The organism is Pseudomonas sp. NPDC089408, assembly GCF_044749445.1.
Lineage (GTDB): Bacteria > Pseudomonadota > Gammaproteobacteria > Pseudomonadales > Pseudomonadaceae > Aquipseudomonas.
In genome coordinates, this window is record NZ_JBIVHY010000018.1 from 29728 (window position 1) to 45071 (window position 15344).

Genomic DNA, 15344 nt, shown 5'->3' on the forward strand with positions numbered 1-15344 from the left:
AAACTCAGGCTCAACCCTGCCCACTCAAACGGTCAACACCATCATAATAATAGTTTGAGGTCACCCCGGCCTTGGTGACCAAGCTCAGCCGGCCAGTAGCGTCATACTCCATCTCCATACCTTCACCATCGTCGGTCAGGTTGCCGTCACCGTCATACTCGAAATGTATCTCGGGCTTATAACCCTTGTAGCTATTGGTTTGCTTACTGAGTTGCGCGGGGTCGCTGTACTCGAAGAAATACTCGGCCACATTTTCTCCCGCTTCATGAGTGTCTTTATCTGTCAGCTGAGTGATGACCAGGGTGATATTGTCCAGCGAATCGAACTCAAACGCCTGGGCTCGGATCACATGACCTTGTGGATCGACCGGTAACAGCGGGCCATTACATTGGTAATCATAGAGTCGACCGCGTGAATCGTAGGCAAACGTTTCGTGCCTGAGTAGTTCACCGGTTTCCGCCTCACCCGCCTTCAGTGCCTTCACGTCAATGCGGTCACATTCATCATACCGCTGGGTCAACGTCTGAATATCACCCTTCATATCAAAACGGCGAAGCGTCTCTCGATCAAATTCGTCATATTCCAGCTGAGTGATGAGGTAGTTATCGCCATCGCGAGTCTCGATCTGCGACGTTCTGCCTAATTTGTCATACTTGAAATTTGCTACTGTCGAGCCCAAGGTCGTTTTCTCCAAACGCCCAGCATTGTCATACTGATACTCCTGCGTCTGCTCGAGCACATCGGTGTAGCTCAGCATCCGTTCGCGATAGCTGAACACATAAAACATCTTGAATTTCTGTTCGTCCTCGGTCCCCTCACCCTCGATACGCTCCTCGGATTTCATCTGCCCGGTACTGAAATACTCTCGTTTCAAGACTTGCCCATCTTCCGTGCAGCTCATCAACCTGGCATTTTCCGGGTCATACTCGTAATCGGCGGTGAAACGGCTGGATACACGCTTCAGCGGCTCCTCTCCCAACACAGGGTTGTATTCATAATCGACCCATTGCCTGGAAGGCGTAAACACCTTCTCTGGCCGGTTTTGCCCCGGCTTATAGTAAAGGGTACGTGGCCGCCCCCCCGTAACGGACCGATACAGCCGCTTAAGGCCATCGAACGTTTGCGTGCCCAGCTCAATGCCATTGACAGCGATGTGCTCCGGAAGGTCGCCACTGTCGAAGTCCGCGTAGCGGCGGGTTACCACCGAGCCATCGGGCAGCGTCTGTTCAAGCAACCGTCCGAAGATGTCGTAGCTGTTCAGCGTGGTGGCCTTGTCGGCGGCCACTTCCCGAGCTAAACGGCCCAGGCCATCGTGGTGATAGGTGTGCTGACTATACGCAACTGTTTCTTCCGGGGTCTTGAAGCGCGTGACCTGGGTGGCCTGTTCGAAACGGTTGAGCCAGGTCTCGGTCACGCCACTTGCATCAGTGCCGTCCTCTGATACCCGCCAGCTACGCTGGATGGGCATGAAGGCCGAGGCCTCGGTGCCGACCGGGTCTGTCACCTCGAAATGGCAGATACCGTCCGGCCCCTTTTGCCATGCTTGCTGGCCCCAGTCGTCGTAGCCGTAACGTGTCTGCAGCGGGAGATCCACTGCACGGCTAATACCCTGTTCAGTAACCGTATCCGCCATCCAGTCGTATTCGGTTTCTTCATCAAGCTGGCCGTAAGCGTTGTAGGTCGCCGTATAGCTCTTGCGATACGCCTGGCGGCGCCAAACTTGATTGCTGTCGGCGTCCATACGCTCTTCTTCGCACACACGGCCCAGGCCATCGAGCATCGAGCGCGTAGTCACACCTTTGACATCGGTCGCAGTCTGCACAGCCGGGTTTTCACCCACTGCCAGCACATAACTGTACTCGCGCGAAGCCTTGTACTTGGGGTCGTTTGGCGCAACCGTCTCGCGAATCACGCGGGCCACGCGATCGTAGGCATAGGCGATTTCCACATCGTTGTCATCCCGGTTAAGCAATGGCTCACCGATCAGTGCCGAGTGCTTCAGGGTGAACGTTTTCTGAACATCGCGAACGGTTCCATCTTCCAGCTTTTCGCCATGGTCGAAGCCCTCCACTACATGAGTGGTCACCAAGGCAGGATGGCGTTCCACTGTCTCTGTGGTATAGCTGAACGAGGTGGTCGTATCCTTCCCCCCCATGGTGCTGATCGTGCTGGCCTGCCGCCCATAGCTCAACAGGTCATCAATGGACTCATGGTAGTGGGTGACCGTCTGGCTCACGGGCACCTTCACGTCACCCTCGATGACGAAAAGCTCCTCCTCTTTCGGCACGATGAACGGTTTGGCAATATAGACGGGCGTCTCCGCAGGCAGGGGCACTGGGTCAAGCGCCTTGTACACAAACTCTGTAACCTGAGTTGCGGCTGCGCCTTCACCGTTGAGGGACGGTTTGGTGGTCTGGCTCTTTCTCCAGCGCACAAAGCCCTGCGGGTCTGCCGGGCACTTGCCAGGTTCACCCACAGCCGGGTAGTACGCATAAACCGTCTCTACGCCCGTGGCGGCAGTTTCATGGGTCAAGTTGCCAAACAGGTCATACGTGGTGGCAGTTTCGGCCTTGCCAGACACCACTTGCCCCTCGATCTGCCAGCGCTGGGTCACAAGCTTCGGCAACTGGAAGTTTGCGGGTTGCCTGGCAAACGGGTCCGCCGCTTCGCCATGGTAATGGGTAACCGTAGAAGTCACACACTTGCCCTGCACCCGCTTTTCCTCGATATTGCGATGGAAGCGGTCATAGGTTCGTAAAACAGTTTGGTCGGCCTGCCCGGGGCAGCGCTCGGTGGTTTTGCTCCAATAGGTATAACTGGCGTTCGTCACCTCGTAGAGATTGTCCAGACCATTGTTGTTCCAGACCACCGAGCTGCCATTGCCCACAAAGTTGTGCGAGGAATAGTCATACTCGGTCACCCGCTCGGCCTGACCAAAGCCTGGAATGATGCGGTGGCGCTTGACCCGCGGCAGGTACTGGTCAACCCCAGGCAGTTTATGGCCCGGATCACCCTCTATACCATATTCGATATGCTCCACCGCACCCGCCGGTGTACGCACCCGGTTGACACAGGTTTGCCCGTGCACCTGTTGATAGAAGAACTCCCAATACGCATGTTCATCGGTGGGCAGTATCACTCGCTGCAGCCGCCGCCCGTTAAACTGGAGCGTGTAACTGGCTTGCGCTGCGGGTTCATCAGGGTACAAGGTGATGATCATATCGCCCGAGTACTCTATCAACAGCAAGCGACGGCGCTGTTTCCCACCGACCCCGGAATCATATACCTCACTCAAACAGGGGTTGCCTGGTAACAGCGGGTTATCGCGGTAGACAAACTCTAGCCAACGTCTTGAATCGGCGTAAATCTTTACCGGTAGCGCTTGTTTGCCTGTACCAATCGTCGTGCGCTGCAACACTTCCGTCAGCTGAGCGTCCTTGTGCTCGACTCGAAACAGCCCATCGCCATCCTTGTGAAAATGGAAAGTATCCAGTTTTTTCTCACTGATCGTTTCCACCCCGTCCACCGTGAAGCGCTCACCGGTATATAACGAGAGCGCACTCCCCCCCTCCGGGTAAGCATGTTCGATAAGACTGCTGAGGTTGATATCCCAACCTTCCCCATAGCCAAAGTCGCCTGCCCCCATTGAGCTGTAGGTCAGCCTCAACGGGAAATCTGCCCCCCCCAGGTAATCACCACGCAGGAGGGGTAACGCGATACTCAGGCCATACTGACCGGTACGCGGATCAACACTATTGCTGATGAAACTCAAGAAATTGAAAGCACCAGAATGCAACGCTGTTTTGCCAGCCATATCGACCTACCTTAAATTTTACGTTGTTTACATGAGGTTGAAAGTCAGTTTGTCACGGCTGCCCTTGATACCACTCGCCAAATGGAACGACACACGTAGCCTATGCCAGTTTCCATTCTGATCCATCAAGCGGAATGACAATGGCCTTTCCAAAGCACTGCGCCACTTCTTATCATTGGCTTGATCTTTATCGTAAAATAGCGGCAAGTCCGACACCCGGTGCAGGGCAAAACATACGTCTCCCGCCCCAGGCTTGTGACTGTCAACCAGTTCAGTATCCAGATAGTCACTGATCGCTTTTTGTTGCTTCACCAGTGCCTGCAACAGGCCATCATGCACCAGATACTTTTCCGGGTCTTCCGGATTATCCGTACCCTCGGCGAGCCGCGCACCCGCACGCACGAATGGCGTGAATGCATAACCGGTAAAGCTGCAGTATTTTTCCTTGCGCTGGTCGGACTCCCAGCGAATCATCGACACTTGGCTTTCGTCTTCAAACTTCAGCCTGAGGAATTTCAGTGTCTGGAAGTCATCGCCTTTTGCGCCGGCCAGCACCCAATAATCGGTGGTGTCGTCTACTTTATCGAAGTCTTCATTGCCTTGGTTTTCCCAGCCTTTGACCGGGACACGGTTGAAGGTGTAGGCATCGGTAGCAAAAATAGGTACAGGCTCAGCGACCACCGTTACTTTCGAAATGCCTTGGTTATAACTTGTGGAGCGGTAGACGACCCTGTCATCGCTTGTGAACTGCGCAGCCACTTCCAGCGTGCCAACAGTGGTGCTCATCAGGAATAAATGCTTGCGTCGGGTACTCTCTTCCCCCCGCGCTTCACCCTGCAGGTTTGCCGGACGCGTTCCCACCCGGTTACGATCCAGGCTCACGGCCCAATTTGCTTCCCCGCCGGGCTCCAGCCCCTCTTCGCCGGCAGGCAGGAACTCGAGTACCTTGCCCCCCTCAACGTTAAACAACTTCAGGCTGGCCAGTTCTGCGTCGCTGATTGGCGGTGCAATGCCTGGCCCATCAATCTTGGTTTCAATGGTGACTTTCACTTCAATCTGTTGCATGCCATTGGCATAGCACTTGCCCGCGCTGACCAACTCGATACTAAACACGAGGAGATCATCCCAGACAACATTCGCCGGCCTGGCCTGCACCACCGGGCGGTGCTCGATGATTGCGTAACCGCTGTACAGGTCATTGACGTCGGCCATCACCACGGTGACCGGTGACTTTGCTGCCTGCGGAGGGGTATAGGTACCGTCCTTGTCGATTGTGCCTTCGCCGAACAAATGCCACGTCAAGCCGGCGGGAATATCCTTGACCGTGAAGGGCACCGTGGCGTTCGGTTTGTAGTCCGCTACATAAAATGGCTCGACAGCAAAGCGTTGCGGCCAGGTCACGATAACCACCGTCGCATCGGCAAATACCTGCGACTGAGTGTCCGTAGCGCGGATGGTCTGGAACAGGATCTCGGGTTTGCCTGGCGCAATTTTTTGGGGGGTAAACCTGGCCTGGCCATTGCCCAGGTCCTCCAACTTCCCGAGGTCAGCCCTATATGCGCTGGCCAAGTCGTGCTTGCCGGGGTTACCTGTTCGCTGTGGCCCTTGCAGGGTTCGCTGCGCGGCTGAAGCATCAATCAGCTCCCAGCGAAGGGTTCCACCCGCTTCGCTCGAGGCAGACAGCAGGATCGGTACCTCATTGGCGGAAGTGACCATGACGCGCGGGGAAACCTCTACCGGCCTGACCCGCTCAACCACCAGCGCACTGCGTGAATGCTCGCTGCCACTGCCATCCACATAATGCCCCGTCACCAACGAGACCTGGCTATCGGCGGTAAAGGCATCCGCATCACGGGCCGAGTAAACACCTGTAGGGGTGATGGCGCCACTGGCAGACGCCCGCGTCAGGTTTGCCGTTGCCCATGTCTTGACGGGCGTACGGCCTTCCAGCTTGAACGGCAACGTCCCCTTTGCCACGATACTCGATGTCGCAGGGTCTACCCGATAGGTACCCTCCGTGGGTGATATCTGACCAAAACCGACCACATCGGCAGGCACGAACTTGTCGCTTTCACTGTACGTGTACCGATGTGCATTAGGCATACGCACAGGCCTGAGCACTTGGCTCAAGGGCTCGGCGGGCTTCCCCTCGTTGACCGGGTCAAGCAACAAAGTGCTTGAGTGCTCGGCACCTGTGGCAGCCGTACCAGGAATTAGATAAGGGAAATCATCGCCCAGTTGCGGGAGCGTGCCTGGAAGCATATGCGAGCGTAACTGCATCATCAGCACCACGGCACCATCGCCTTCGCTGGCGGCCTTGTCCTTGAACGCCTTGTTGGTCCTGCCCCCCCATGGCGCCATCTGGGTCAACACCTTGATCCCCATAGGCGACATCGAAGCGTAATCTTCGCGGTCAAACTGAGCCAGGACATAAACCTGACGGTAGCCGGGTTGCTCAACCCAATGACTGAAAACTGCCTTGCCGATCTGGCGCGAGGTATAAGGTGTAGTGCCAAGCTCACACTCAAGCGAGTCGGCACGGGCGTCGGAGAGCGCCAGCACCAATTGGGTGAACTGCCCGCTTGCACTCCCCTGCAACTTCAACGCTACCTGTGCGCTGACCGCATGGTCCATGCCCTCATCCACACTCATGGCCCTGAGCAGGATCGGCGGGCTGCCTGGCAGGTAGGCATATTGAACGTATTCCGCAGAGAGGATTTTCATCCGCACAGTGGTCACCGCCGAGAGCATATTGGCATCTTCGAAAGAGAGCTGCGGCGGGCCTAGAACCAGGTTGCGGAATTCGCCACGCAGTTCGCCACCTTCATCCAGATCGAACTGCTTGCTCATTGGCTCGATGAACGAATGGCTGGTATAACCCTGGAGATACTGATCGCGAAGCAGCAGGTTGAGTTGATCCCGCGCCCACGCGGCAATCGCCCCCCAGCGCCTCATTACGCTACCGCCGGCCAAACGTTTTACAATATCTTGCTTTGAAAGATCGGTCATCATCTTAACCCTCGATTCATTGGCCAAACTAAGGGCCACACATTCATTAGCGCTAAGAAACAAGGTTGACAGGGGGCGCTTGGCCACTGCCAAGGCAGCCAACATCGCCTGACACCTGCTCATTTCTTCAGCCCACTGGCAAACTACCAACTTAAATAAAGCCCGCCGGCCTAGCTTTTCAGTGTGAGATCAAGTTTCGGAAAGTCCCACCACTGATCCCCGTCAAAACTCACACTGGCCCAGAGCTGAAACTTTGCGCCCACTTTCAGCTTGCGCAGCACGGCATATTCAAGCACCCCACTCGCACCGTTTTTGACCTCTGCCGACGTAACCGGTAGCGCGTTGCGCACGGTTTCTTTGATAGGACCCCCTTCATGCCCGATACCGCTCAGGTAGAAACTCAAGCGTTGGTCTTCCTTGATGAGCACCCAGGATTCCAATTTAAGCGTTGCCCCAGCGGGCACTAAAACCAGCTCTTCTGATGAATTTGCTTCAGGGCAGTCAATACGCGGATACACTGTTACTGGCAATGGCAATACCAACAGTTTCACGGGTTTGCTGTCCCAATAGTCACCTGTGTTGTTATCGACCAGACGGTAGAAAACCTCGAATCGCTTGGACTCGGTATTCCCCATATTGGCTGCGACAAATTCGGCAGGTACGTTAAATACCCTCGGGCCTTCCGTAGACGGGCTCTCGATAACCGTCCGGCCACTATTCGGCTCACCTTGCCAATGCACTTCAAGGCGTTCACTTGGCCTGACATCGGCCTCGCCAGGGATGATGACGGAAGCGCCATTGCGCCTGATGTCATTGGCGTCGATGTTGTACTCGTCTACCGCACCTGCCTGTTTGGCGTTCCTGACCGTAGGCATGGGCGGCACTGCGCGGGGTTTTACGACCTTCAGCGATAACGGCCGTGACGTCTGCGAACGGCCTTCGCGGCCGTACTGGTAGAACACCTGCACCGCACCCACACTGGCAAGCAGCACGTCCTGGGCAATACGCAAGGTAAAGCGTGCGGACAGCAGGCTGCTTTCATCCAGGCGGATAATTTGCAAGTCTTTCTCACCCGACGGCAATACCCAGGCCAACGCCATATAATCGCCGACGGCGCGCTGTGGATAACCATCGATGCGTATAGATAAACCGTTTGGATGATTGCCGGGTTCGATTTCGTCGCTGCCACCATTATCCACGCTGGGGGGTGCCAGCAACGTGCCGTCGTCTATGGCGCCCCTGATCATGAATGTCTGAGCACGTGATGGCACCCGTTCGCCGCCGTCTTTAAGTGTGATGGTATAGCTGATTTCAAGGCGCCCTCCCACATCGACCGTATTCAAGTCCGATAACGGAATCAGCCATTCGAGGGGTTCACCCTTGAACGTCTGCCCCGCAGGCAAGGGCTTTGTCAACTTGGATAACTCGGTGCCAGTGCTTCTGAAGCGACGAACTGTCAGTTCAACCTTGTCACCCTCCTGTATGGCCTGATAAGCCGCCGTTACCACCTGTATATTCACCTTGATATCCGGCTTGCTGATCTCCAGGCCATGCGATTGCAGCACCTGCACCACCGGCAGTTGCTCGGGATCTGGGTCTGGTTCGGGTGGGCGCAGGCCGATATAGCAAAACTGCCGTAGCGACTCTGGCGCAGCACTATCATTTACTTGATAAGATAAAAAGGCATACCCCCCACCGGCATCTACCACTGTTTTATTGGCTATCTTTATAGTGACATTCGCAGCGTCTTCGACCACGGTACCGTCCTGCACTTTGTCGAACGGAACACCGTCTGGGCTCAACCCTCGCCAATTCGAGAGTACGACGTCCCCCACCTTCAACTCAGCACCCTGAATAGTGGCCCGTAGATCCTCACTACCTAACGCATCCAGATCCACTTCAAACTTCTCGGTCAACCCTTCAACAATCGGCTTGGGGTTAATGATATACGTGCCTGCACCCAAGGTGGCGTTGGCGCTGCTATCAGCCTTTGAACTCATTTCCATCACTCCGTAACTGGATTGCTGAAAACACGTTCTACGCCTGCAGCGCCCCCTCGACCACTAGCAAAAATGCTAGGTCCCGGCCAGCGCATAATGCCCCAACGCCCTACCTGTCATTTCTGCTAGGTGCCAGCCTGAATAAGGTGTTTTAACCTGCGCATGACCAGGCCGATCTGGTAACGATCAGCAACCTGTTATTCCTAACGTGAGGAGTTCGACCACCATGAACACGACAAGGGCGGGCCATACCCGATACCTATCAACAGCAATACTCTCATTCACTTTCGGATTTATTCTTTTTTCCTTGAATACCCCCTACGCCAATGCAGGCACCATTACCCTGGTCTCAAAGCCTATCGGTGATTTCGGCGAACGCCGATGCAACCTGGATATCCCTGCTGCTGGCTCCGGCAAGACCCTAAAGCTCTCCTTGGCCGATAAAGGCGGGCCAGGTGTGGGCAATTGTTATGACATGCAGCCCACCGAGATCATCATGCAGGACATCCCTTCTGCCGCTGAAATTCTACTGACCGACGATTGGCTGTGTGGCACGGCATTAGACAGCACGTTCTACACACAAGACGACCCTGAAGATAATAAGAGTTTTGTGATCCGGCTGGAAACTACACGCCAGCCATCACAGCTCCCGGAAATTGGCATTGATCGCCTGGTGGAGTTCGAGCAAGGCAAATATCTCGATTACCCGAACGACAAAGGCGAATCACCCGTCGGATTCAAGCTGGCAGAAAAAACCAGCAACGGTGCAGGGCGAGTTTCACGCAAGTTAAGTTGCCTGGAAATTAAAATCTCGGACGACGCCAACACACCCGTGCTTAAACCCGTGGCGTTAGGTGACAGCACTTTGAGTGTAGTTAATGAAAAGGACAGTGACTTCGAATGCAAAGACGGGAGAGTCATTACTAGGCGCTGGCACACTGGAGACGAAAACGGCAGTACGAGTTACTTCTGCACAGCCATCAAAGGCTATGAACATGAAACCTTCCTGACCAAAAAGACTTTTACGTCCGCTAAGTTCCCTGAATGCGGAAGACGCAAACCTGGAAAGGTAGGTGACGAACAGCCAGACAAAGACTGTAACGAGGCTGTAACCTACCACAAAGATCAAGTCGACCCTGTCTATTTCACCTGCCCTCCGAACACAGTAATGACCGGGCGCAAACATGAAGGGGATGAGAACGGGCTTACCAATTACACTTGCTCCGCCCTGTACCTGCAGGAAGAAGCCAAGGACAACCAGCTAATCGTAGAACCCGGTGAATGGGAAGGCTGGGCGTACGAATACCAATCCACATTTAGCTGTGGCGATGGCAAAGTCATGATCGGCCGCGCTCACAAGTCCGATGAAAATGGCCCTACCGAGTACCGTTGCGGCCAGCTGTTCTACCCCCCCACATCTAAACATCAGGTGACCCCATGAGCAGCCTGGCAGCCTATTCCAACGCCAACAACTTCGCCGTCGAGAAACGCGTCGATCCCCGTACCGGGCAATACGGCGTCAACATCGGCCTTCCTGAACTGGTCGCCAACAGCGGTACAGGGCCCAACCTCTCACTAAGCCTGGCTTACAATTCGATGGGCGGAGGCGATATCGGTTATGGCGAAGGCTGGGACCTGAACCTCACCCGGTTTGTCGAGCACGCCTACCCTGAAGGCGGCAGTGCCCTGTCACTGTCTACCGGTGAACAGTTCACCGTGGATGGCATTGAAAGCATCAGCGAGAAAAAGCTCGATACGTTTCACTTCCACAAGGACAGCGACGATCGCTTCCGCGTCGTGCACCGTACCGGCGTTGTCGAAGTACTGGAAAACAAGGGCGCTAACGCACAGCGGGTGGCCTTGCCGACGCGCATCTACGCACCGAGCGGGCAATGGATCGAGCTGAGCTATATCGACAACCCGCTTTCCCCAGGCTGGTTCTGCCTGCATGAAGTACACGAGGGCCGCCCCGATGGCCCCGGCAAAGGGCGCCTGCTGTTGCGGGTGACGTACGGCGGCAATACCGAGTTCACCCGTTTTCCTGACGCCGATGATGTGCGGGCGAGCCATGTGCTGAAGTTCAACGGGCGACAACTGAAGCACGCCGTAATGCCCGACCAGAGCCAGTGGCAGTTCGACTACCTGACGGTGCATGAACAGACCTGCGTGTCGAAAGTGATTTCACCCTCGGGGGCAGTGGAAGTCATCGAGTATGGCATCGACGATGACCCCGGCCATGCTTTGCCGGGCGTCGACAAGAAGCTGCCGCGGGTCAAGCGCCATCGGGTATTGCCAGGGCATGGCCAGCCTGAAATGCGCACGGACTATGACTACTCCACCGAGAACTTCATGGGTAATGGCAGCAGCATTACCTGGAGTAACAGCGGCCGCGACAACTTGTATGAAGTTACCAACGCGGACTACAGCTACTGGAGCAAGATGACCCAGCGCTGTGTGGGCCAGGCTGACCGCACCGTCACCACCACCTATGACCGCTTCCACCGCACAACGATGGAAACCCGCGCCCAAGATAAGGAAATTACCCGCACCCAAATGACCTATCACGGCGAGTTGGGTGACCCGTTCGCCAAGCAGCCAACCATCTACCTGATGGCACGTACGGTTACCACCACTTGGGAGATCAAGGATGATGCCAACCAGAAGCGCTCCGAAGTTGTCACCACCGAATACGACCGGGAAGGCAACCTGACCAAAGAAATCCGCCAGGATGGCTCGTACACCGAGCTGGAATACTTCGACGCCAAGGGCGAACCCGAAAGATGCCCGGCTGAGCCTAACGGCTTCAGGAAACACGTCAAAAGCCAGACGGCCTACCCGAGCGCACTTGCCAAGGTTGAAGAAGGGGCAATTCCAGTGCGTACGGATTTTACCTATGCAGCGCTGGATATTGCGCAAGGCCGCAAAGACCTGCCGGAGTACGGCAAAATTGCCGCTACCTGGTTGGCCATCGAAAAGGAAGAAGTGTTCGACGCCTCCAATGCGCAATCACCTCGCGAAATCTCGACGATCCGGCGCCACTACCTCAGCAACCCCGCGAATTCCCAACTGCATGGGCGTTTGAGCAAGCGTGAAACTACCTTGGTTGGCGAGCATGATGGCACACCACTGGGTAAAGTGCTGGCCAGCGCCACCACCACCGTCGAATGCAAGTACAGCTTGAATGCCCACAAGGCATTGGGCGATGTCTTCCAGACCAGCCAGACGACTACCGGGTACAACCTGAGCCAGAAGGTATCGAAACAGCTCCAGCATGCGCTGACAGGCCAGGTCCTGGAAAACCTCGACATTCACAACACGGTCACGCGTTTCAGCTATGACACAAGCAACCGGCTGATCAGCGAAACCTCCGCTCCGGACGATGATGAAAGACGCGCTCGAATCCAGTATCGCTATAAAGTGTCGGCAGACCGGAACTACCAGGAAACCGAAGACAACCTGGGCGTGATCAACCGCGTGTTGTTCGACGGCCTCAACCGCCCCATCCAGGAAGAGCGGGTATGCGAGGAGGTGGCCTCGACGACCAGGGCGAAGCGGACGTATCAGGTCTACTCGGCCACGTATAACGCCTTTGGCCAGCTGGAAAAAGAAACCACCTACGACCACCTGCCCGGCCGCGAACTGGCCTTGACCAGCCAGCATCGATACGACAACTGGGGTAACCGGTGCGCTACCGAGCGGCCGGACAAAGTGACCTTACGCACCGAACGCTCCCCGTTCGGCAGCGAAGGGGATATCGTCACCAATTGGCAGGAGTACCCCGATCAACCCGGCGTGCGTAAAAACCAGAGTGTCACCACCTTCAACCGTTTCGACAAACCCGAACACGTGCAAACGCAGGACGGGGAAGGTAACCCGGAATCGACCCGAGCATACCGCTATGACGGCTTTGGGCGCAGCGTCGAAGAAACCTTCACCTTCAGCGTGCCGGCAAGCGGCGTGCACGCAGCGCGCGTCGAAGACACACGCACCACCCGTTCCACATACGACGTCTGGGGGCGCATGCAGCGCACCGATCGCGCGGATGGCTCGGCACTGAGCCGCACGTTCGCCGGCCACAGCACCGACGAACTGGCTACCAGCCTGCTGTTGCACCCGCAGCGAGACGATGCCGGGCTTGCGGTGTGCAAGCGCGAGTACGACGATCTGGACCGGCTGACCAAGATGAGCATTGGCCCGCACCAGGAAACACGCGAGTACCCCGGTGCGCAGATGCTGCCAAAAAAACGGGTCATGAAGTCTGGGCGCACCTTCAACTACACCTACGACCTGGCCGTCGGCACCGCGCCAACGCTTATCACTGCGGGGAAAAGCCTGAAGCCGTCCAGCTTCAAGTACAGCATGGCCACGGCGGACATTACCGAAGCGGAAAACGAGCAAGGTACACGCCAGTACAGCTACACCGACCAGGGCTACCTGCTAAGTGAAAGCTGGGCCGGTAAACAACCAGGCGACGCCTATAGCCGTGACTTCCTCACTTCGCTGCAAGGGCGCGTGCTGGAGACCAGTGACAGCGACAGCAGCCGAAAGATCTATGACCACGATGACTTAGGCAGGCTGCGCTCGATCACCCAGGGCACGCTGCATGCGGCGTTCAAATACAACAGTGCGGGGCTGTTACATACCACACTCACCACCAACAGCGCAGAGGCCGGCCGCACGCAGGAACTGCTATGCACGCAAACCTATGACCATCGCGGCCGGGAAACGTCGCGCACCCTAAAATTGAGCCGGTCTGACATTACCCTCGATGAGCGCACACTGAAACAGGAGTGGCGCGAAGACAACATGCTGCACAGCCGCACGCTGATCAAAGCCGGCGTACCGGTGCTGACAGAAACCTTTGGATACGATCCCCGTGATCGCGTGTACAACCACAAGTGCGAAGGCAGCCTGCTGCCGACTAACAGCAAGGGCCGCCCGATCATTAATCAGGCGTTTGAATTTGACGCGTACGACAACATCTATTTCTGCCTCAGCGAATTCGCAGATGGCGAAATCGACGAAGCGTTCTACGAATACTTCGAAGACTCGCCATTCCAGTTGAAAAGCGTAAGCCACTCGCTGACTGCCGATTACCCGGCACGGGTGACGTTCACCAAGGACGATTACGACGCCGACGGCAACATGCTCAAGGACGAGCAAGGCAACCGCCTGGTGTACGACGAGGACACCGGCTACCTGTCCAGTGTCACCGCCCCGGACGGCACGACCCTGGCCAACTACCGCTACGATGGCCACGGCCAGCTGCTGGCCGTGCGTCACGGCGCGCAGGCCGAGGAACAACGCCGCTATGAGGGCTATCGCGTCAGCAGCACCCTGCGCGATGGCGTGCTGACCCAGTACCTGTACGCCGGCGAGATTCCGCTTGGCCTGCAACAGTCGGGCGAAGCCAACCAGACACGCCTGTACATGACCAGCAACAACAACAGCGTGCTGGCCGAGTGCACGACCGACGGCACGGTGCATGAAGCGAGCTACAGCGCCTATGGCGAGGTGGAAGAAGGCAAGTTGCTCGGCCTGCTGGGCTTCAATGCCGAAGCCCGCGAGCAGGCACTAGGCTGGTACCTGCTGGGGCGTGGCTACCGCGCTTACAACCCGGGCCTGATGCGCTTCCACAGCCCGGACAACATGGACCCTGAAGTGGCCGGTATCAACCCCTACGTGTATTGCCTGGGCAACCCGGTGATGTGGCAAGACCCCACCGGGCATTACAGCCGCGGCTGGGGCTCGAACGATGATCCGAAGAAAGAGAAGCAGAAACGTGGGGTTGAATTCTGGCTGAACATCGGCGTGCTGGTGATGAACGTGGTGTTGACCGTTGGCTTTGCCATCGTCACGGCGGGTGCCGCCACCCCTCTGGCCGTAGCCGTGATAGGGTTGGGTGTGACCGCAACACTAGCATCGGCGGCCACGCAGGTGGCGGCGGAGTTTGTGAAAGACCCCGAAATGCAACAGAAACTTCGCATTTCCTACCTGGCATTGTCGATAGCCGGCACATTGGCGTTGACAGCAGGTATGGTCAAAGGGGCGCGGGATAAGCAAGCGGCCAAGAAAAAAAAGCTTGAACAGCAAAATAATGAAGGGGGCGATAATTCGAACCCGCAGCGCAAAGATGCATACATTCAAACTGATCCAGTGGTTCTTGAAGATCCACCTATGGATTATGAATCCCAGGGACCGCGCCAATCATTCAGCAATCGGTCCGAATCACACGATGGCATAATATCTCCTCAGGGATCGCCTGCGCACTCCAGGCGTAGCAGCTCGACTAGCAACCATAGTGAAGCTCAATCTATTGAACTTCCACCGCCACCAGATGGATTCGAGTTTAGTGGTACCGGTGTGATTGAAGTGAAATCAAACAATGGACTGCATTTGGGCGTGTTTACCCGACAAGAAATCGCCAATAACGTCCAACGATATAGAGATTTTCTGGCTAAAGAGTATAGGTCCCAATTTTAAAATCACTGTACGGCAATGCAGGTACTTCCTGCATTGCC

Annotated in this window: 5 protein-coding genes; 2 read left to right on the plus strand and 3 right to left on the minus strand. The window is 56.2% G+C overall.

The features are described 5' to 3' along the window. Nucleotides 1-10 precede the first annotated feature (10 nt). From ACIP02_RS22690 to ACIP02_RS22700, 3 genes are all read right to left on the minus strand, one after another. Nucleotides 11-3814, minus strand: a complete 3804-nt coding sequence (locus tag ACIP02_RS22690) for a sugar-binding protein (RefSeq protein ID WP_400620892.1) — start codon at nucleotides 3812-3814, stop codon at nucleotides 11-13. A 27-nt stretch (nucleotides 3815-3841) separates the two neighbouring features. Then, on the minus strand, nucleotides 3842-6826 hold the full coding sequence (locus ACIP02_RS22695; protein ID WP_400620895.1) for a hypothetical protein: 2985 nt from the start codon (nucleotides 6824-6826) through the stop codon (nucleotides 3842-3844). A gap of 167 nt (nucleotides 6827-6993) precedes the next feature. Beyond that, nucleotides 6994-8823 carry a hypothetical protein gene (locus ACIP02_RS22700; protein WP_400620898.1) on the minus strand — a complete coding sequence of 610 codons (1830 nt, stop codon included), beginning with the start codon at nucleotides 8821-8823 and terminating at the stop codon, nucleotides 6994-6996. Between the two features lie 226 nt (nucleotides 8824-9049). On the opposite strand from ACIP02_RS22700, the gene ACIP02_RS22705 reads away from it, so the two are divergent. Both ACIP02_RS22705 and ACIP02_RS22710 read left to right on the plus strand, forming a co-directional pair. Continuing rightward, a complete protein-coding gene (locus ACIP02_RS22705) occupies nucleotides 9050-10264 on the plus strand; it encodes a hypothetical protein (RefSeq protein WP_400620901.1) in 1215 nt (404 codons plus the stop codon). After that, on the plus strand, nucleotides 10261-15306 hold the full coding sequence (locus ACIP02_RS22710; RefSeq protein ID WP_400620904.1) for an RHS repeat-associated core domain-containing protein: 5046 nt from the start codon (nucleotides 10261-10263) through the stop codon (nucleotides 15304-15306). The genes ACIP02_RS22705 and ACIP02_RS22710 overlap by 4 nt, the downstream gene beginning before the upstream one ends. Nucleotides 15307-15344: the final 38 nt, after the last annotated feature.